The sequence below is a fragment of the Streptomyces durmitorensis genome (genome assembly GCF_023498005.1).
GTDB classification, from domain to species: Bacteria; Actinomycetota; Actinomycetes; order Streptomycetales; family Streptomycetaceae; genus Streptomyces; species Streptomyces durmitorensis.
The window spans coordinates 6415152-6435476 of the sequence record NZ_CP097289.1 but is presented as its reverse complement, the minus strand read 5'-3'; the positions used below and the strand labels follow the sequence as shown (position 1 = coordinate 6435476).

Sequence of the window (20325 nt, the reverse complement as noted above, 5' to 3'; positions counted from 1 at the left end):
ATTACGTCCCCGTGTAGGGAGCGAGCAGAGCCGGTCCGCTACCGCACCCCCACCGCCCGCACGATGTCCTGCGTCACCGCCCCGCCCCGGTCATCACTCGCCGAGGCCCGCAGCGAGATGAACTCGGCGGAGGCGGGCACCTTCAGCTTCCCGTCCCAGGCAGCCTTACTGCCGTCCCGGTCCAGGCCGACGCCCTTCCAGCTCTTCCCGTCGTCGTACGAGACCTCCAGCTTGCCGCCGCCGATGGACCCCTTCTCCACCGCTCCCTCGACATACTCGGAGAAGATCCCGATGTCCACGGACCGCCCGCCCCGGACATCACCCGCGAGGTCCGTGTCCACGTCGAACCCGAGGTTCAGCAGGGGCAGGAAGGTCTTGCGGTCGCCCGCCGTCTCCTTCGACTCGAAGGTCCACTCCGAGTGGCCCTTCGTGGCGAGCCTCCACCGATCGGGATCCAGCGTCGTGTCCGTCACGACCTTGTACGTCGTCAGCGCCGGGCTCGCGTCCCACACGTACGCACCCGAACTCTGCCGCCGGTCGACCAGCTCGCCGTCCGCGTACACCTCGGTGAACTGCGTCATCGAGTCGTCGTTCCACACGTCGCCGAACCCGGTGTGATCGGGACCGGAGTCACCCCACCCGGGCACGTTGAACTCCAGCGTGTTCCCGTAGCGCTGCTGCCCCCAGCCCAGGCCCGTCCCCAGCCACGGGTGCCACACGGGCTTGAACCAGTCCAGCTCGCCGTGCCTGCCGCCCCGGTAACTGACCAGACCGCTCCGCTCCTCCAGCGCGCCGGGCCCGACCGACACCGACTCGTGCCAGAGCTGGCCCGTGCCCGTGGAGGCGTAGTCCGTCCGCTCGACCGGGTAGTCGATCTTCTCCTGGAAGCCGATCCCGACGGTGAAGGTGTCCGTCAGCGAATAGCGGAACTCGCCGCCCGCCACCGGCTTCACCGCGTGGAACTTCGTGTCCAGGACCGCGAGTTCACGCTTCGACGGCTCGTACGTCAGATCCCTGGGCACCGCCCCCTTGTGGCCCTCCGACACGTCGTAGACGTACGGCGTGCGCGACGTCGCGGTGGTCTCCACCGACTTCCCCGCCTTCGCCGCCGCGAGCAGCCGCGCGCCGTCCGCCGCGTCGACCGTGCCGATCTGAAGCGGCCGGTCCGCGTTGTCGTCGGTGCCGAACCACGCGTTGAGCCGCCCTGGCACGTCGTCGGTCACGAACAGGGCCTTGACGCCCGCGTCCTGAGCCGCCTGACCGAGCTGATCAGGCGTCACATCCGATGCGGCGGACCGCCGCACGACGACGGCCTTGCCCTGCACGTCCTTGCCCGCGTAGTCGGCCGCCGTGCCGCCGCCCGCATCCACGATCCGCAGCTTGCTCCGGCCGTCGGTCACCGTGCCGCCGGGCTGCGCGACCACCTGGCCGAGGCCCTTCACGTCCAGGGTCGGCTTGCCCAGGCGCCAGACGGTGCGGTACTCGAAGCTGCCGTCGGACACCTTGGCGGTGGGTGCGGCGAAGATGCTGTCGTACTTGACGGGCACCTGGACCGCGCCCATCAGCTCGGCGCCGTTCGCCTTCCGGTCGTACTCCATCAGGAGCTGGCGGGTCTCCGTCCGCTTGCCGACGTCCACCCCGACCTCGCGCAACGTGCGGCCGTCCAGGGTGACTTCACGATCCTGGTCGAGGACGATCTCGGGCGCGGCGAGGAAGCCGAGGCCGAGGGAGTCCTTGCCCTTGCTGCCGCGCACGTCGAGGAAAGAGGAGAGGGCGTACGTTCCCGGCTTCAGACGCAGCTCAAGGGTGCCGGATTCACCGACCTGCGCCTGGACGGGGTCGACCTGCTCGGCGAGGCGCTGGAACACCAGGCCGGCTCCGGTCGCCGCGCCGTCACGGTCCTTCACGTGGACGGTGAGCGTGTACCGCTCCTCCTCCTTGACCAGCCCGAACGCGGTGTGCGCGACCGGCTTCCCGGCGGCGCTCGCGACGATGCGGCCACTGGTGTTGCCGACGGGCGCCTTCGCGCCGTCACCCGTGACCGTGGTCGACGCGGTGCCGTGCGCGGGCACGGTGAGCGTCTTGTCGGCGAGGGTGGCGACACCCTCCGCCGCGCCTTCGGCGGCGAGGCTCAACTCCACCGCCGCATCGGATGAGTTGGTGTAGGTCACCGTCTTCGTGACGGGCTTGTTGTCCCCGTACGGCCAGGAGTAGAAGCCGAGGTCGGCGCTCCCGCTCGCGGTGACCTGCGCGTCGACGGCATCGGGCACACTGACGCGACCGGCGCCCAACTCATAGGCGGAAGCGTCCAGTTGCTCGGAGGTCGACATCAGCGCGTCCTTGAGGCGCGCACCGCTCCAGTCCGGGTGCTTCTCGGCGAGCAGGGCGGCCACGCCCGCGACGTGCGGGGTCGCCATCGACGTACCGCTCATCTCGGTGTAGAAGCCCTCGCCGTCGACGAGCTGCGAGCGGGCGGCGAGGATGTCCACGCCCGGCGCCGACAGGTCGGGCTTGAGTGCCTGGTCCCCGATGCGCGGGCCCTGGCTGGTGAAGTACGCGGCCCGGTCGGCGGAGTCGACGGCGCCGATGGTCAGCGCGGAGTCTGCGGCGCCGGGCGAGCCGATCGAGGAGGGGGCGCCGGTGTTGCCCGCGGCGATGACGAAGAGGGCGCCGGTGTCCTTGGAGAGGGTGTTGACGGCGGCGGCCATCGGGTCGGTGCCGTCGCTCGCCTCCTGCGAACCGAGGCTCATCGACACGACCTTGGCGCCGACGTCCTTGGCCGCCCACTCCATTCCGGCGATGATCTGCGACTCGCTGCCGGAGCCCTCGTCGCTGAGCACCTTGCCGACGGAGAGTGCGGCGCCGGGCGCCACGCCCTTCTCCTTGTCGGCCTCGGACTCGGCGCCGCTGCCGCCGACGGTCGAGGTCACATGGGTGCCGTGGCCGTTGCGGTCGGCGACCTCCTCGCCCGGGATGAAGCTCTTCGTGACGTCCACGCGATCCTTGAGACCGGGGTGGGAGAGATCAACACCCGTGTCGAGGACGGCGACCTTCACGCCCTTGCCGGTGAGCCCGGCCTCCCAGGCCTCGGGGGTGCCGATCTGCTCGTTGCTCTGCGCCATGTCGGCCTCGACCCGGCCGTCGAGCCAGATCTTGCCGATGCCGTCGGCAAGGCGACCGGAGCCCGAACCAGCCCTGGCCCCCGATGACTTCGAGGAATCCGACGTCACGTCACGCCAGAACGCCCCGGGCCCGTCGGCCTTCACCGCCACACCGCCCACGCTCGGCAGCGCGCGCACCTTGTCGGCGCCGCGGGGCGTCGCAGCGCCCGCGTCGCGCCGCGCGCTCTTGTCGTACGTGACGATGAGCGGCAGCGCGCCGCCCTTCTCGTCCCCGAGCCCCTGGCGCATCAGCTCCGTCACGTCGAAGAGCCGCTTGTCGAGGGTGCCCGCGCTCAGATAGGGCCGCGCCTCGTCCGGTACGACGGTGATGCGGTCGCCCGCGATCTCGCTGCGCACCGCTCCGGTGGCCCCTGCGGGCCGGTCGACGGTGACGGTCTTCTTGCCGCCGCCGAGTTCCGTGACGGTGACCTTGTCGCCGGTCACCAGGGTGACCGTGTGGGCGGCGCGGGCCGCGGGGGTGGCCTGCGGCACGCCGGAAGGAGCCGCGGTGGCGGCCTGCCCTGCCGGCAGCAGCGCGAACGCGAGGCCGACGGCCGGCAGCAGCCTCGCTCTTCGCCACGCGGGGGATCGGGTCATGGGTGCCCTCTCTTCGTCGGACCCGGGCGGGGGTGGTTCCCGGGTGCTGCGAAGAGTGTCGGGGGGCTTGTGTTGCCGGGGTGTTGACGGGTGCTGGCGGGAAACCGCCAGGGCACCTTCCCGCCAGCCCCACACGTACGGCTCCGTTACCCGGGACTCGGATGACAGCCGCAAGGACCTTCCGCGACAATGCAGTTGGCAAGCGGTGAGGCACGGGCACGACGGGGGCGTTGATGGACGATCTGGTGGAGTTCACGACCGACGACGGCGCGCACGTCGTCATGGCGGACGTGGAGGACACGCACGGCTCGCACCTCATCTCCCGCGGCGAAGGCCCCTCCCGTGCGGTCCGCACCTTCGAGGAGTCACTCGCCGGGGCACGCGCCGCCGCCGAGTCGGCACTGCGGGTGTTCCGCGACGGCAGCCTGCGCCCGGACTCGGTGGAGATCGAGTTCGGCGTGCGGATGTCGGCGGAGGCAGGGGCGGTGATCGTGAAGGGCACGGCGGAGGGCCACCTGGTGGTACGCCTCGCGTGGACCCCGGACGGGCCGGAGGCGGCTGCCTCCGAAGCCGACGCGACCCGCGGTCGGCAGCGCTCATGAGGGGACGTGCCGGTATGTCCGCCCGGAGCACGGCTCCCGACACTCCCCCGCCGCAGCAACCCCACGGCCACCGGACGATGGCGAGGACGGACATACCGGCACGGCCCCGCCCCCAAGACGGACCAGCACCGCAGCACACACCACCCGCACCCACTCCCACCCCATGAACAGCGCATCGTGGCATGCCCGCATCCGGTGCGGGAGCGAGGTCGGGGCCGGGTTCCTGGTGTCCGAGCGGCACGTCCTGACCTGTGCGCACGTCGTCCGCGGCAGCGGCACCGCGCCCGTCACCGTCTCCTTCCCGCACCGCGACGACCTCGGCGAGGTGACCGCCGCCGTCGGCGCGCACGGCGGCTGGGACGGGCGCGGTGACGACCTCGGCGACCTCGCCGTCCTGGAGCTGGAGCACGCGGTGCCGGTGCGGCCCGCCGAGTTCGCGGCCCCGGAGGACGCGTACGCCGAACCGCGCCCCCGGCTCCTCGTCTACGGATTCCCCAAGGGCTACCGCGAGGGCACCCTCGCCGAGTACCGCGCCACCGCCGCCCAGCGGATCGCCGACGAGTGGGTCCAGCTGGAGGCGTGGAGCGCCCACGGGCAGCCCCTGGCCCCGGGGTTCAGCGGCGCGGCGGTCACCCTCGCGGACAGCAACCGGGTCGTGGGCATGGTGTCGGCGGCCACCCGCGCGACCAGCGGCGTACGCAACGGACGCATGCTGCCCACCTCCGTCATGGCCCGCTACTGGCCCCCGCTCGGCGACCTGGTCCCCACCCCCGGCCACCACCGGGCGGCGAAGGAACGGCTGCGCGCCCTGGTGGACCGGGCCGCGGGCACCGGCGTCGCCCGCGACCCGGAGCGGCTGTACCGCGACGCGGTGGGTCCGTTCGGACCGCCCGTGCCGCCGGAGGGCTTCGGCTCGCTCTGGTCGGCGGCCTGGTACGTACTCTCGGAGGTCGAGGAGCCGGACGCGGTGACGCGCCTCGCCGACCGCCTCGCGGGCCTGCTCGAAGCGCCCGCGACGCCCGCACCGTCGCCGCCCGGCGAGTGCGGTGAGCCAGGTGCATCCGGTGAACCCGGTGAGCCCGGAGAGCCCCGGGAGTTACCCGTCTGGTCCCCCATCCTCATCGAGATCGACCACAGCGGCGCGGGCGACGACCAGCTCCTGGTCGAGGTGTCCGCGTACCGCGAGGGCCTGCGCCACCCCGTCGGCTCGCACACCGTGGCCGCCGGACACGTCCGGCGGTACGTCCAGGAGCGCGTCGACGACGCCTTCTCCCATCTCACCCCTGGTACGGACGAGTTGCTGGCCTTCGTGCTGCCCCGCGCGCTGCTCAACTGGCCGGTGGCCCAGTGGGAGTGCGGCGCGGACGACCCGACCCCGCTCGGCTGCTCGTACCCCCTGGTCGTGACCGACCGGTCGCGCCGCAAGGGCGGTCTGCGCCACCGCCTCGCCCGCAAGTGGGAGCACCTGGACGAGCGCCCCACGACCGTCCTGCACCGCGTCGAGTGCGGCACCCAGGAGAAGCCGAACAAGCTGAGGTTCCGGCTGCGGCGCGACGGCGCGGATCTGGCGGGGTTCGCGGCGCCGCCACGCGCCGGGCGCGCCGGGCCCGACGCCGACGTGACGCACTTCGACGTCTCGCTCACCGCGCCGGTGCCGGTGCTCGTGTGGCCGCGCACGGGCTGCGACGACTCCGACCACCACACGACCGACGAGGGCTGCGCGGGCTCCGACTTCCTCGACCGCATGGCCGCCCACGTCGATGGCCACCCACCGGCCGAACTGCCCCGCACCATCCTGACGTTGAGGGAGAGCGCCGAGGCGTCGGACGAGCCGGACACGCACTGGGCGAGGGACGTCCAGCTCCTCTGGGACGACCCGCGCTGCTTCCCCGACGCACCCGCGGCCCACCGCCACTCCCCCGTCGCCTGAGCCCGGCGTACGCACACCCGACACACGAGACCGACGCACAAGACCGACGCACGAGACCAACGCACGAGACCGACTCAAGGAAACGGAGAGGCCCGATCATGTCCCTGTGGCCCGTCTACACCGGCACGAACGAGCCCCACGACGGGATCACCCGGCTGCCTCCGCCCCCGCCCTGGCGCGCCTTCGACGGCGGCCCGGTCCTTCAGACCCCCACGGACGACGGCTCGGCGACCTCCCCGGACCGCGTGCACCGCGCGCACACCTACCGGGCCACGGAGACCTGCGTCCAACTGGTCAACGCCGCCCTGTACTTGCGGCGCCCGCTCCTGGTGACGGGCCCTCCGGGCAGCGGCAAGTCGAGCCTGGCGTACGCGGTGGCACGGGAGTTGGGACTCGGCCCGGTCCTGCGCTGGAACATCACGAGCCGCAGCGCCCTGCACGACGGCCTCTACCAGTACGACCCGCTCTCCCGCCTGTACGCGGCGGGCCGCTCCCCGAAGGCGAGGGCGCCGCGGGACGGCGCGGGCGTCGAGGACCACCTCCGCCTCGGCCCGCTGGGCACCGCGCTCCTCCCCTACGACCGCCCCCGCGCCCTCCTCATCGACGAGATCGACAAGAGCGACCTGGACCTGCCCAACGACCTCCTGAACATCCTGGAGGAGGGCCAGTACGAGATCCCCGAGCTGGTACGGATCGCCAAGCACACCCCCAGGGCGGACCTCCTGGCCGACGGTTCGGACGACCCGGTGACCGTCGAGCGCGGCCGGGTGCGCTGCCGGGCCTTCCCCTTCGTCGTCCTCACCAGCAACGGCGAGCGCGAGTTCCCGCCCGCGTTCCTGCGCCGCTGCGTCACGCTGCGGCTGCGCCAGCCGCGCGACGAGCACCTGGAGGAGATCGTCAGGGCCCACCTCGGCGAGCCCGACGCCTACGCCCGCACCCTCATCGCCCGCTTCCTGGAACGCGGCACGGGCGGCGAGCTGGCCACCGACCAACTCCTCAACGCGATCTACCTGACCGGCGCGGCGGGCATCGACACGGCCTCGCGGGACGAGCTCGCGCGGCAGCTGATGCCGTATCTGACGCAGGCGGCGGATCCGGGCCCCGATGCGCTCTGACGACTCTGCCGCGCCCCGGGGCCCTGTCGCGCGGCTGGCCGATCTCCTGGCGGAGGCGGCGGACGGCTCACGCCCGACATCGATCGAGCTGGCCGAACTGCTGTGGCTGGCGGGCCAGATGGACGATGACGCACCGGCACCGCAGGACGCCTCCGCCGCCCTGCCGCTGACGCCACCCACACCGCGGCCGGTGAGCCCGTCACCGCCGGACCCCGCGGCCGAACCGGCTCCTCCACCCCCGCCGGACGACCGGGTAGAGCTTCGGCTGCCCACCCCGGCGGGCGTGAACGCGGACACGGGCGCGGGCGCGGGCGCCTCGACGGCATCGGCCGGGCCGGGGAGCCCGCCGAGCACCCCCGGCTCACGAGCCGGGTCCGGCCACACCCCTGTCCGGGTCCCCGTCCCGCCGATGGTGACGCACCCCCTCACCCTGCAACGCGCCCTGCGCCCCCTGAAGCGCCGCGTCCCCTCCCCGGTGGGCCAGGTCATCGACGAGGAGGCCACGGCCCACCGCATCGCCCGCCTGGGCGGCCACCCGCGAAGCTGGCTGCCGGTCCTGCGCCCCGCCGACGAGCGCTGGCTGCGCCTGTGCCTGGTGCACGACACGGGCCCGACCATGCCGATCTGGCGCCCCCTGGTCCACGAACTCCACACGGCGCTCGCCCAGTCCGGCATCTTCCGCACGGTGGAGCTGCACCGCGCGGAGCCGGACGGGACGGTCCCGCCCCAGGCGGCCCACGCGCCCGCCACGGGCCGCACGGTCACCCTCGTGATCAGCGACTGCATGGGCCCGCAGTGGCGGCAGGGCGATGCGGGCACTCGCTGGTACCGCACGCTGCGCCGCTGGGCGGCACAGATGCCGGTGGCTGTGATCCAGCCACTCCCGGAACGCCTCTGGCGCACCACGGCTCTGCCCACGACCCCGGGGACGCTTTCCTCCCCGCACCCCGCGGCACCTTCCGGCGCCCTCACCTTCACGCCGTACGCCGCCGACGGTCCGGACGGGCCACCGCCCGCCGGGGCGGTACCGGTCCCGGTCCTCGAACCCTCCGGTACGTGGCTGTCGCACTGGGCCGCGCTGGTGGCGGACGCGGGTGGGGGGCTGCTGCCGGGGGCGGTGGGGTGGCTGGACCACGCCCCGCCTCCCCCGTCCCTCGACGCCGACGCCTCGGACATCACGGACCTCACCCCCGAGGGCCTCGTACTGCGCTTCCGCTCCACGGCCTCACCCGAGGCGTTCCGCCTGGCGGGCCATCTGGCGGTGGGCGAGCCGCAGTTGCCGGTGATGCGGCTCGTCCAGGCGGCGGTGGAGGAGCGTCCGCGGCCGCAGCATCTGGCGGAGGTGATCCTGAGCGGGATGCTGGCTTCGGGCGGGGGCGCCGGGGCGTACGCATTCCGGCCCGAAGTAAGGGAGTTGCTGCTGCGTACACTGCCGCGTACCGCGCGGGGGCGTACGCGGGAGCTGCTGGCCCGGGTGGGCGGGCTGATCGACGAGCGGGCGGGGGTGGCGCCGGGGGTGCTGCGGGCGGTGGCGCCTTCCGCTGGCGGAGGCGCCGGGCCGCGGACTCCGGTGGGCGAGCCGTTCGCGACGGTCACGCGGGAGAGTGCGCGGCAGTTGGGCGGGGGTGCGGAGGCCGGGCTGTTCGGCGGCCGGTACCGGCTGCTGGAACAGATCGGGCGGAACAACGGCACTTGGCGGGCAGAGGACGTCCGCCTGCCTGGGAGCACCGTGGTGGTGAAGCAGTACCCGGAGTTGCGGCCGCACGCCTCGGAGTGGGGGGACCGGCTCGTCGAGTTCCGTCACGAGAACGTGGCGCCCGTCGTCGACCACGGCATCGACCGCACGTCCGGTCGCCCGATGCCTTACCTGGTCACGGAGTTCGTGCCGGGTGCCGGCCTGCAGTCTCTTCTCTCGCAGTACCGGTCCGGCCTCCGTGTCTCCCACCTCCTGACCGTGCTCCCGCAGTTGGCGGCTGCTGTCAAGGCACTGAACGACGGCGGGCTGACGCTCCGGACGCTCCTCGCGTCGCACGTCATCGTCACGTCCCGCGGCCTGGTCCTGGCCGCCGACTTCGCCGACGACACACTCCACGAGCCGGATCGCCGGGCCAACCTCATCGCACTCGCCGACCTGGTCGCCCAGATGAGCCCGTATCCCCAGGCAGGGGATCTCCGGGCGAGCACGATCAAGGACACGCTGACTTCGGCCGTCCAGGAACTGCGTTCCGGCAGCCCGGACGTCCAGAGCCGCGGCCTCGGCCGACTCATCCACCTCACCTCCCCTGTGGACCGCTCCCGCTTCTACTCCGTCCTCGGTCCTCTCCGCGTCACCCGGCAGGGCCACCTCCTCACCGTCGAGGAGCCGGAGCAGCAGGCGTTGGTGTGCATGCTCCTGCTCAAGCGTGGCCGGACCGTGCCGTACGCCGAACTGACCGAGGGAATCTGGGGCCCGACCATCTCCCCACGCGCGGAAGGCGACCTGCGCAACTGTGCCCACCTCCTCGCCAACATCCTGGCCCCCGACCCCCTGGTAGCCGACGACGTCGGCTACGCCCTGCCGCTGCCGTCCGGCCCCGACGTCGTCGACCTGTTCCACTGCCAGCGGCTCGCCGCCGAGGCCCAGGACGCCCGCTTCGCCGGTGACTTCACCCGCGCCCGCGAGCTGGTCAACTCCGCCCTGGAGCTGTGGCGCGGCACCCCCCTGGACGGCGTCCCCGGCCCGGCGGCCGTCGCCGCCCGCGCCGACATCGGCCGCCTGCGGCAGTCCCTCCTCCAGACACACCTGGAGCTGAACCGCGAGCTCGGCGCGACCGAGCAGGAGCAGGCCGAACTCGACGAGCTGCTCCGCGAGTTCCCCCACACCGAGGACGAGGAGCTGGTCCCCCACGAGGAACTGCCCAGCGACCAGCTGGACGACCTCGGTGTCCACCGGGAGACCGCGGACGACCAGCCGGTCACCCCGTCGACCAGCATCACCTTCGAGTACCTGGCCCGCCCGGCGGGACGCCAGGAGGACGTACGGCAGAAACTGGGCCGGGAGATCTCCCACCTCCTCATCCGGGGCGGCATCGGCCCCGACCGGTTCGAGATGCGCGCCGGTCCGCATGGCTGGGAGGTGGTCGTGGACCCCGAGGTGCACGTCCTGCACGTGCTGACCGCGACGGTCGACGAACTCCCGGCCGCCCTGGGCGCCTTCCCCGTGCTCGGGCTCGGGGTCGCCCTCACCCACGAGCCGGACCCGACGGTCTCGGCGCCCACGTTCCCCTCCGGGCTGCGCCATCTGCTCGGGCGCGACAGCAGGCGCGCCGTCGTGATCGTCTCCAGCGACCTGCACGAGCGGCTCAACCGCTCGGGCCACCTGCGACACCGGTTCCAGGCGGTGCCGCAGTCCGACGACTGGTACTGCGAGGTCACCACCGAGCCGCCCCCCGCCCCAGTGCCCAGCTCCGTCGAATCCGTCCTCCTCTGCTTCGACGGAACCCTCGCCCAGCTCTACTCGGCACAGTCCGCCCGCCACGCCGCCGGCGCCCTCACCGCCCTGATCGCCGATCAGCGGGACCCCGAGGACGCGCTGGCCGGCACCCCCCTCCTGTCCGAGCCCCGCCCGGCGGGCGGCACGGCGGGCCGCATCCACCCCATGGACGTGCTGCGCGCCTTCGCCGGGCGCGGCACGCTCTCCCAGGAGCTGCACACGCGGCTTGAGGAGATCGAGATGCAGGCCGCGCTCACCGCGAAGCCGCCGCCCCACGTCGCGAACCTCCTGCACACCCTGGCCAGGCCCGAGGAGACCCTCCGCCTGGCCATCGTCACCGACACCTCGCCGCGCGCCGTGACGGCGTACCTGGGCGCCAAGGGGCTCCACCTCCCCGGAGCCGGGATCCACGGCCGTACGCCGGATCTCACCCTCCTGATGCCTGACCCCGACTGTCCGCGCCGCGCGGTGGAGCAGTTGGGCACCCGGGCGGACCGGTGCGTCATGGTCGGTTCCTCAGCAGCGGAGGCGGCCGCCGCCCGGAGCCTGCGGATCGCCTTCATCGGGTACGCACCGAGCCGAACGGCCCGCGAGCGCCTCGCCGCCGCCGGGGCGCGGACGACGGTGAGCGATCTGTCGCTGCTCGTCGACCTGCTCCACGACCGGTGAACTCCCGCGCGGCTACGCCTCCGGCGCCCTCGCGTCGTACCGGGCGAACCTCCGCCACTTCAGCGCCAGAAGCCCCACAGCGACGACACACGCGACCCCACCGCCCACCACCGCCCACCCGGGCGACGCCAGATCCCCCACCGACCCCGCGACGAAGTCCCCGAGGCGAGGCCCGCCCGCCACCACCACGATGAAGACCCCTTGGAGCCGCCCCCGCATCTCGTCCGGCACCGCCGCCTGCAACATCGTGCTGCGGAACACCATCGAGATGGTGTCCGCACAGCCCGCGAGCGCGAGGAAGAACAGCCCGAGCCACAGGTTCCGCGTGAGGCCGAAGACGGCGATGGCCGTCCCCCAGCCGGCGACCGCGAGGAGGATCGCGAGGCCGTGCCGCCGGATCCGCCCCAGCCACCCGGAGAACACGCTGCCAAGGAGCGCCCCCACCGCGGGAGCCGCGACCAGCAGGCCCACCGACTTCGCGTCGCCCCCGAACCACACCACCGCCACCGCGGGGAACAGCGCCCTGGGGTGCGCGAGCACCATCGCGCACATGTCCGTGAAGAACGTCATCCGCAGGTTCGGCCGCGTGGCCAGGAACCGCAGCCCTTCGAGCACCGAGGCCCGCTTCCTGCGAACCCCCTCCTCCGCTCCCTCGGGCCGCATCGCCGGCAGCCGCCACATCGCGTACAGCGCCGCGGAGAAGGCCACCGCGTCCACCGTGTACGCCGCCTGATAGCCCCACAGGCCGACGACGAGTCCGCCCAGCATGGGGCCGAGCATCGTGCCCCCTGTCGTCGTGATCGAGGACAGGGCGTTGGCCGCGGGCAGCTGCTCCGGCGGCAGGAGCCGCGGGATCATCGACGAGCGCGCCGGCGAGTTCAGCGCCCCGCAGACCGCCTGCAACGCGACCACGGAGTACAGGAACCACACGTGGTGGAAGCCCGCGAACGCGACCACGGCGAGCGCGACGGAGAGCCCGCAGGAGCCGATCGACGAGTAGAGGCCCAGCTTCCGCCGGTCCACCGTGTCCGCGATCGCGCCCCCGTACAGGCCGAAGACCACCAGAGGGACCAGGGAGAAGAGCCCCACCAGGCCGACGGAGAAGCTGGAGTGCGTGATGTCGTAGACCTGGAGGGAGACCGCGAGGGCGGTCATCGCCTGGCCGGTCCAGGAGATCGTGTTGCCGACCCAGAGACGGCGGTAGTCGACGGACGTACGCAAAGGCGTCAGATCGGCGAGTATCCGCCTTTTCGTGACGGGCCCTTGGGGCTCCACTGGTAGCGGGGACAGCGGGGGGTCGCCGGCGGCTTCGGGTATCCGGGGGCCGTCGGCTTCGTCTTCTTCCGGGGGCGTATGCGTCACACGGGATGCTAACTGCGCCGCCCGAGATGCGATCAAGACCACCCGTACGGCGGCACCCCGCCCGGCTCAGCCCAACGCGCGCGCCGCCCGCGGCCACCGCACGATGCGAGATGGGACCGTCGTCCGACGGTCCGTACGGTCTGCGCTCTCGGGAGGATCTGCCATGACCGTCAGTCTGGAGCAGTTGCGCCGCTGCCACATCGCCGTCGACCTCGGGGCCGCGAGGACCCGGGTGTTCGTGAAGGGCGCGGGTCTCGTCGTCGACGAACCGAGCGCCGCCGCCGTGAACACGCGGACGGGCGCGCTCATCGCGGTCGGCCAGTTCGCCGAGCAGATGACGGGACGTACGCCGGGCTACATCCGGGTCGTACGGCCGGTCTCCGGCGGCACCGTCGTCGACATCGAGATGGCCCAGCGCATGCTGCGCCACCTCCTCGGCGAGAAGCTCCGCCGCACCCTGCGCCGCAAGCCGCGCCTGCGCGCCGCCGCCTGCACGCCGCACGACGCGGACCCCCTGGCCCAGCGCGCCGCCGTCGAGACGATGGTCGGGCTCGGGGCACGCAGGGTCGAGCTGGTGGACACGCTGATCGCGGCCGCGGTCGGCTGCGGGCTTCCCGTGGAGCGGCCGGAAGCGACCATGATCCTGGTGTGCGGTGCCGCGACCACCCAGGTCGCGGTGTTGTCGCTCGGTTCGATCGTCACCGCCCAGCGGATCCCGGTCGGCGGCGAGGCCATCGACCACGCGATCGTCCAGCACCTGCGCCACCACCACGAGCTGATGCTGCCGAGCCAGTCGGTACGCCCCCTTCAGCTGGCCCTGCGCGGCAACGGCCTCACGCCGCACGGTCCCGAGTCGACCGAGATCCACGGCCGCGACGTCGCCACGGGGCTGGCCCGCTCGGTGCACGTCGACACCGCCGCCGTCCGCGACGCGATCCACACCCCGCTCACCGCCGTGCTCGACGGCATCGGCAAGGTGCTGCGGGACTGCCCGCCCGATCTGGTGGCCGACCTGGCCGACCGCGGGATCATGATGGTCGGCGGCAGCGCGCTGCTCCCGGGGCTCGACCAGATGCTGCGGGACGCGACGGGGATGCCGGTGGCGATCGCCGAGCGGCCCGACGTGTGTGCCGTGCTCGGGCTCGGGGCGATGCTGGAGGGCAAGATCCAGCCTCTGGTCCTCGACCCGCTGTCCGGCTGATCCCGGCCCTCCCCCGCTGATCCCGGCACCACCCCGCGGAAGTGCGCCCGTATGTCGATGACCGTGCAGCTGATCGGCTCCGCGCTGATCCTGCTCGCCTTCGTCCTCGCCCAGGCGGGCAGGCTCGGCACGGGCACCTGGTCCTACCTCTGGCTGAACTTCGTCGGGTCGGGGCTCACCGCGGGCGATGCTCTCTATGAACGGCAGTGGGGATTTCTGCTCCTGGAGGGTGCGTGGATGGTGGTCTCGTCGCTGAGCCTGGTCACGAAGGCGCGGGGCAGCGGCCTCGGCAGGGACACGGGCGGCCGGGCCCGATGAACGGCGACGACCTGCCCCTCCCCCTTGTCCCCCTCCTGGACGCGGTGCTCGGCGTCGGCTCGGACCTCGAACTGCACGCCACGCTCCAGCACATCGTTCAGAGCGCGGCCGAGCTGACCGGTGCGCGGTACGGCGCGCTCGGCGTCATCGACCCCGGGCACGGCAAGCTGACCGATCTGTTCACGGCGGGCCTGACCCAGGCCGAGCGGGACCGCATCGGCCCCCTGCCCGACGGCCACTCAGGGCTCCTCGGCACCCTGATCCGCGAGCCGAGGCCGCTGCTCCTGGACGACCTCACCACGGACCCGCGCTCGTGCGGGGTACCGCCGGGCCACCCGGAGATGCACAGCTTCCTGGGCGTCCCGGTGCACGTCCACGACGAGGCGTTCGGCAATCTCTACCTCACCGAGAAGCGCGAGGGCCGCTTCACGGACGAGGACCTGCAACTGCTCCGCATCCTCGCGAGCCAGGCGGGGATCGCGATCGGCAACGCCCGCCTGTACGAGGCGGCCAGACAGCGGGAGCGGTGGATCGACGGCGCGGCCGCGGTCACCACGGCCCTGCTCACCGGCGAACCGGCGGCCGACGCGCTGATGACGGTCGCCGAGCAGGCCCGGATCCTCGCGAACGCCTCCGCGGGGGTGATCCTTCAGCCCACGGAGCAGGGCGGCATGCGGATCGTCGCTGCGGCCACGGAGGAGGAGGCCGCCGAGCCCGCGAGCGGGACCCCGGCCCATCCGCACGACCTCCAGGACGACCTCATCGGCACCACCATCGAGCCCGGCAGCGCGGTGCTTGAGCAACTGCTCGGGGGCGAGCCGGTGTTCATCGAGGACTCAGCGACCGATCCCCGGATGACCACGCACGTGCGGTCCAACTTCGGGCCGAGCCTGATGCTGCCGCTGCAGGCGGGCGGCCGGCTCATCGGGACGCTCGCGCTGCCGCGCCGCAGGGGCGAGCGCGCCTACACCTCCGTGGAGCGGCTGCTCGCCACCCAGTTCGCCTCGCAGGCCGCGCTCGCCCTCGTCCTGGCGGACGCCCAGCAGAGCCGGCAGCGCCTCGCGGTGTTCGAGGACCGTGACCGCATCGCCCGCGATCTGCACGACCTCGTCGTCCAGCGGCTCTTCGCCACCGGAATGATGCTGGAGTCGACGCGGAGCAGGGACCGCTCGCCCCAGGTCGAGTCGACGCTCGACCAGGCCGTGGACGAGCTGGAGTCCACCATCCAGGAGGTCCGTACGGCGATCTTCGCGCTCCAGCAGCCGCCCGCCGACGCCCCGACCACGTTCCGCGGCAAGGTGCTGCGCGAGACGGCGGGCGCGGCGGCGGTCGTCGGCGTACAGCCCTCGGTGCACTTCACCGGCGCCGTCGACGCCCGCGTCACGGACCCGGCGGCGGGTCACCTCCTCGCCGCCCTGCGCCGCGCACTGGCCACCGCGTCACGCCGCCCCGACGTCACCCGCATCGAGGTGGCGGTGGACGCACGGGCGACGCTGCCGGACGGCCGGACGGGGGTGCGCCTGACGGTCTACGACGACGGCACGACGGACGGCGTCGGATCGGGCACGACCACCACCTGGCAGGCCCCTCTCTAGACCGCCCTAGGCCGCCTCGTACTGGTGGGCACGGCCACCGCGCCACATCACCCACGCCGGATCGTCGAGAAGCCCCCCGGCGTCCGGCAGCCCCGCCTGACGCAGGAACTCGACCACGTCGGCGTCCGCGTGCGCGAGGCCGAAGATCTGTCCACGGACCGTCACACGGCGGCCTCCGGTGCCCGACGGCGGATGCACGACCACGGGCGCGGCAGCCGTGGACCCGGCCTGCGCGCTCAACGACGCTTCCGTGACTGCATGTACCAAGCTGCGGCGAGGCCGATGACCACCAGGACGATCAATATCTTCATGAGGCCCTGCTGCCCCGGATCCCGCAGCTGAAGCTCGCACGTCGCCGCGGAGAGGCGGGCGGGGAGGTCAGCGCTGTGCCTGGGGCAGTCCCTTGTTCGGTCAGCGGTCGATGACCGAACAGGAAGACGTTCGAGGTGACCGACATGGGAACGGTGACTTCGTAGACCTCGCCGGGGGTCATCAGCTCGGGCTCGGACAGGCTGTTGCGGTAGCGCAGCCGCAGTATTCCGTCGCACAGGTTGATCGCGCGGCCGTCGGGGAACACATCGACGGGCTTGGCGGTGATGTCACGACGATGCGGCGGTTGGGCGCCGTGACCCATGTGGTCGGACGCGGGCGGACTACGGATTCAGCCATGGTTGGTCACCGCTTTCGGGTCGGTGGTGACCAGGACCTTGCCGCGGGTGCCGCCGGCGAGCGCCTCGGCGAGAGCCCGCGGGGTCTGGCCGAAAGGGAGCGCCCGGTCGATGACCGGGCGCAGCACCCCGTCGTCGACCAGCCCGGCGACCTGGCGCAGCGCGGCGCTGTCGGGCGTGATGAACAGGAATCTGTAGGTGACCCCGAGCGCGCGTGCCCGGCGTCGGGTACGGGCACTCAGGGCTCGGACGGCGAGCCGGACGACGGGGTTGACGCCGACGCGCCGCGCGAAGGCCGGGTCGGGCGGGCCCGTGATGCCGATGACGGTGCCGCCGGGGCGCAGCACACCGAGGGAAGCTTGCAGCGTGGCTCCGCCCTGGGTGTCGAGGACGAGGTCGACGGGCGTGTTCGCGAGGCTCCGCGCGAGGTCGTCGCGGCGGTAGTCGATGACGATGTCGGCACCGAGCTCTCGGGCGGCTTCGATGTTCGCCGTCGAGACGGTGGTGGCGACGGTGCAGCCCAGGTGCCTGGCGAGCTGGATCGCGACCGATCCCACGCCACCGGTCCCGCCATGGATGAGGACGGTCTGGCCCTTCTTCACCTTGCCCATCTCGACGAGGGCCTGCCAGGCCGTGAGCGCGACGACTGGCAGCCCCGCGGCCTCGACCAGGCTCACCGACCGGGGTACGGGTGCCATCGTGGCGGCGTCGACCGCGACGAACTCGGAGAAGGTGCCCGTGGCCGCCAAGTCGACATAGCCGTACACGTGGTCGCCCACGGCGATGTCGCGTACCGCGGAGCCGGTCTCGACGACCTCGCCGGAGAGCTCACCGCCCATGACTTTGGGCAGCCGGAACGGGAAGATCGCCTTGAACTCGCCGGAGCGGACCCGCTCGTCGGCATGGTTGACGCCCGACGCGACCATGCGCACGAGCACCTCATGGGGGGCGGGGACCGGTACGGGCATCTCGACCTCCCGCAAGGGGGAGCCGTACCTCTCGAGGACGAAGGCCTTCATGGAGCACTCCTGGCAAAGCGTTTCTGGGGGTCGGGTGTCTCGGCGGCGTATCTCGGCGGCGCGCATCCCGGACGGCCGCCGTACTTCTCGATCTGGTTTGTGTTGTTTGCCGACTGCGGCGCGGGCGTGCCGTGCCCTGTGCCGCGTTCACCCCTCAAGCCACGGGCACGACCGGGGCGATCATGCGGTCGGCGGAGATCAGCCTCCCGGTCAGTTGACGCATGAGATGTCCTTGCATGAGGGGTGAGAAGGCGTCGCGCCGGGGTGCAGGGGCGAGCGTCAGTCCGCGTTCGGCTGGGGTGCCGCGGACAGGCTCTGCTTGACGTACCGGCTGGTCTCGTCGGCGAGGATCTCGGGCAGGCCGGTCTCGATGCCGTACAGCGCCTGGGCCGCGACGTCGACGGCGGCGACCTTCTGATCGGCGGGCACGCCGGCGGCCATGTCGGTGTCCATGTAACCGACGTGCAGCGCCGAGACGGTGATCCCGCGCGGTGCCAGCTCCTCACGGGTCGCGTCGCTCAGCGCCCAAGCGGCTGCCTTCGAAGCCGCGTAGGAGCCGAGCCCGGCCGGGTGGAACCAGGACAGGGCGGACAGGACGTTGAGTACGGCGCCGCCACCGTTGCCCTCGATGACCGGGGCGAAGGCGCGGGTCGCGGCGAGCGGGCCGAAGAAGTTGGTCTCCATCTCCCGGCGCACCGCTTCCAGATCGCCGCCGACCAGCGTCGCGCCGGTGGAGATGCCCGCGTTGTTGATCAGCAGTGTCGCGTCGGACGCCACGCGGGCGGCCTCCTGTATCGACGCCTCGTCCGTGACGTCAAGCCGCAGCGGGACGACGCCCGGCACATCGACCGTCTCGGGGCGTCGGGCCGCGCCGTACACCTTCGCCCCGCGCTCCACGAGCTGAGCGGCCAAGTGCCGCCCAAGCCCCCGGTTGGCGCCGGTGACGACCGCGACCGCGTTCTTCAGTTCCATGCTGGCTCCTGGTCCTGGCGGGCACCGTCGGCCACCCGCAGCGAATTAGATTATGCATCCAATCTAAACACGGGACTATGATAGATGCCAGTCGACATCCAAAAAGGCTGAGGTTCACGTGGGAGGTGGTCATGGGCCGCGTATCGCAGGCACAGGCGGAGGAAAATCGCAGGCGGGTGGTGGACACAGCATCCCGCCTGTTCCGCGAGCAGGGCACGCACGTCAGCGTCACCGACCTGATGAAGGCGGCCGGTCTGACCCACGGCGGCTTCTACAAGCAGTTCGCCTCCAAGGAGGCGCTGGTCGACGAGGCCACCACCCACGCCTTCACCGAACTCGCCCAGCGCTACAGCGCCGGGCTTGAGCAGCACGACGGGCAGCGCGAGGCCGCCCAACAGGCGCTGATCGACACCTACCTCTCCGTCGAGCACCGCGACGGCCCGGCGGACGGCTGCCCGGTCGCCGCGCTCGCCACCGACATCGCGCGCGAAGGCCGGGGGCGCGAGGCCGGTCGCGTCTACACCCAGGGCGTGGCCGACTTTGCCGATTTCCTCGCCACCGACGACCAGGACGGCATCGCGCGCCTCTGCACCCTTTTCGGCGCGCTGGTCCTGTCCCGGGCCACCAAGGGCTCCCCGCTCTCCGAAGAGATCCTCGCCGCCGCGCACGCAGCCTTGACGGAAACCGGCTGATCAAGGGCGCGGTACGACGGGTGCCCGTCGAGCGCACTCGTGGCGCCGGGCGCCCACGGCCGGGCGGAGGTGACGGGAGAAGGCCGGCGCCTGGCGCATCGGCTTCACTGTGCGTCAGTCATCGGTCAGTTCCGGGCCACACGCCCGTGAAGTGGTAATTGCGCAGCCGACATCAACGTGTCAACAAGACTGCGATCTGCTCCCGGATGTCACGCACCCGGCCTGCCCCGCCACGCCCGACGCGACCGCCCAACAAAGTCCCAGGTGCCCCCTCTGGACAGCGTCAAGCGCGTACGTCCCGCTGCTGCAATTCCTTGAGTGCCGCCGCCACTGTGGCGAAGTCGTTGTCTACGTGGAGCACCGTGTGACCGTGATGGGTCGCTGTCGCACACACCAAGAGATCGATCGCTCCGGCGGCGCGGTGCTGCCCTTGCTGGGTGAGCTTGTACTGCGCGGTCTCCACCCAGCGCCACGCGTTCTTGGGAACCGGTGAGAACTGGCAGAGAGCATCCAGTTCTTCGGCCAACTCGTCGCGGTGGGCCGGGCTGGTGGCCGAGTAGAGGAACTCCGCCCGCGTGGGTTCGCAGATATGGAACACGCCCGCGGCGATGTGCCCTTCCCAGGGCAGCAACGCCCCCGGCGTGCGGAAGAGGTGCCAGAGGGCGGAGGTGTCGAGGAGGTAGGTGATCACTCGAAGGCTGCCTGCCGGGCGCGCTTGGCAGCTGCATGCGCCGCAGCCGCGGCCTCGAACTCGCCCCGCTCACCTCGCGCGGCCAGCTTTTCGGCGGCCTCCAGCCGCTTGATGCGCGCCACGTAGTCCCGCAGAGCCCCGTTGACCGTCTCTTTCTTCGTCGAGACACCCATGAGCCGCATCGCCTCGGCCAGCGCCTCGTCATCGAGATCAACCTGAGTAACAGACATACCAGCCACTCCTCACCACGCGTCCACGATG

The 20325-nt window shown here is 72.3% G+C and carries 16 protein-coding genes; 8 read left to right on the top strand and 8 right to left on the bottom strand.

All coding sequences use genetic code 11. The features are described from left to right. Window positions 1–38: 38 nt before the first annotated feature. Complete coding sequence (locus M4V62_RS28680; RefSeq protein WP_249590084.1) at window positions 39–3758, bottom strand: S8 family serine peptidase; 3720 nt, start codon at window positions 3756–3758, stop codon at window positions 39–41. Window positions 3759–3991: 233 nt separating this feature from the next. Between M4V62_RS28680 and M4V62_RS28675 the strand changes: the two genes are divergently transcribed. From M4V62_RS28675 to M4V62_RS28660, 4 genes are all read left to right on the top strand, one after another. Further along, entirely contained in the window at window positions 3992–4360 is a 369-nt protein-coding gene (locus M4V62_RS28675; protein ID WP_249590083.1) for a CU044_2847 family protein, read from the top strand. Then, on the top strand, window positions 4317–6290 hold the full coding sequence (locus M4V62_RS28670; RefSeq protein WP_283779170.1) for a VMAP-C domain-containing protein: 1974 nt from the start codon (window positions 4317–4319) through the stop codon (window positions 6288–6290). Before M4V62_RS28675 ends, M4V62_RS28670 begins: the two co-directional genes overlap by 44 nt. Window positions 6291–6388: 98 nt before the next feature. Then, a complete protein-coding gene (locus M4V62_RS28665) occupies window positions 6389–7405 on the top strand; it encodes an AAA family ATPase (protein ID WP_249590081.1) in 1017 nt (338 codons plus the stop codon). Then, the gene (locus M4V62_RS28660; RefSeq protein ID WP_249590080.1) at window positions 7395–11546 is read left to right on the top strand and encodes an SAV_2336 N-terminal domain-related protein; all 4152 of its coding nucleotides are present in this window, start codon (window positions 7395–7397) and stop codon (window positions 11544–11546) included. The genes M4V62_RS28665 and M4V62_RS28660 overlap by 11 nt, the downstream gene beginning before the upstream one ends. A 12-nt stretch (window positions 11547–11558) precedes the next feature. Here the strand turns inward: M4V62_RS28660 and M4V62_RS28655 are convergent, their stop codons facing one another. Further along, window positions 11559–12836: an MFS transporter gene (locus M4V62_RS28655; protein ID WP_249593045.1), complete on the bottom strand. Its 1278-nt coding sequence runs from the start codon at window positions 12834–12836 to the stop codon at window positions 11559–11561. Window positions 12837–13071: 235 nt separating this feature from the next. Between M4V62_RS28655 and M4V62_RS28650 the strand changes: the two genes are divergently transcribed. From M4V62_RS28650 to M4V62_RS28640, 3 genes are read left to right on the top strand one after another with little or no spacing between them, the layout of a single operon-like run. Continuing rightward, the gene (locus tag M4V62_RS28650) at window positions 13072–14109 is read left to right on the top strand and encodes a rod shape-determining protein (protein WP_249590079.1); all 1038 of its coding nucleotides are present in this window, start codon (window positions 13072–13074) and stop codon (window positions 14107–14109) included. 51 nt (window positions 14110–14160) lie between these two features. Continuing rightward, entirely contained in the window at window positions 14161–14427 is a 267-nt protein-coding gene (locus M4V62_RS28645; protein ID WP_249590078.1) for a CBU_0592 family membrane protein, read from the top strand. Beyond that, complete coding sequence (locus tag M4V62_RS28640) at window positions 14424–16022, top strand: GAF domain-containing protein (RefSeq protein ID WP_249590077.1); 1599 nt, start codon at window positions 14424–14426, stop codon at window positions 16020–16022. Before M4V62_RS28645 ends, M4V62_RS28640 begins: the two co-directional genes overlap by 4 nt. Before the next feature lie 6 nt (window positions 16023–16028). Here the strand turns inward: M4V62_RS28640 and M4V62_RS28635 are convergent, their stop codons facing one another. From M4V62_RS28635 to M4V62_RS28620, 4 genes are all read right to left on the bottom strand, one after another. Next, window positions 16029–16262: a hypothetical protein gene (locus M4V62_RS28635; RefSeq protein WP_249590076.1), complete on the bottom strand. Its 234-nt coding sequence runs from the start codon at window positions 16260–16262 to the stop codon at window positions 16029–16031. A 67-nt stretch (window positions 16263–16329) separates the two neighbouring features. Further along, the gene (locus M4V62_RS28630; RefSeq protein ID WP_249590075.1) at window positions 16330–16656 is read right to left on the bottom strand and encodes a CocE/NonD family hydrolase C-terminal non-catalytic domain-containing protein; all 327 of its coding nucleotides are present in this window, start codon (window positions 16654–16656) and stop codon (window positions 16330–16332) included. A 27-nt stretch (window positions 16657–16683) separates the two neighbouring features. After that, entirely contained in the window at window positions 16684–17709 is a 1026-nt protein-coding gene (locus M4V62_RS28625; protein WP_249590074.1) for an NADP-dependent oxidoreductase, read from the bottom strand. Window positions 17710–17988: 279 nt separating this feature from the next. Then, window positions 17989–18681: an SDR family oxidoreductase gene (locus M4V62_RS28620; RefSeq protein ID WP_249590073.1), complete on the bottom strand. Its 693-nt coding sequence runs from the start codon at window positions 18679–18681 to the stop codon at window positions 17989–17991. Window positions 18682–18812: 131 nt separating this feature from the next. Here M4V62_RS28620 and M4V62_RS28615 point away from each other — a divergent pair, with 131 nt between their 5' ends. Beyond that, window positions 18813–19373 (top strand): TetR/AcrR family transcriptional regulator, encoded by a 561-nt coding sequence (locus M4V62_RS28615; RefSeq protein ID WP_249590072.1) that lies wholly within the window; start codon window positions 18813–18815, stop codon window positions 19371–19373. A gap of 283 nt (window positions 19374–19656) precedes the next feature. On the opposite strand, the gene M4V62_RS28610 is transcribed toward M4V62_RS28615, so the two are convergent. Together M4V62_RS28610 and M4V62_RS28605 are read right to left on the bottom strand one after the other, a co-directional pair. Continuing rightward, entirely contained in the window at window positions 19657–20064 is a 408-nt protein-coding gene (locus tag M4V62_RS28610) for a PIN domain nuclease (RefSeq protein ID WP_249590071.1), read from the bottom strand. Further along, a complete protein-coding gene (locus M4V62_RS28605) occupies window positions 20061–20294 on the bottom strand; it encodes a type II toxin-antitoxin system VapB family antitoxin (protein ID WP_249590070.1) in 234 nt (77 codons plus the stop codon). Before M4V62_RS28605 ends, M4V62_RS28610 begins: the two co-directional genes overlap by 4 nt. Window positions 20295–20325 lie beyond the last annotated feature (31 nt).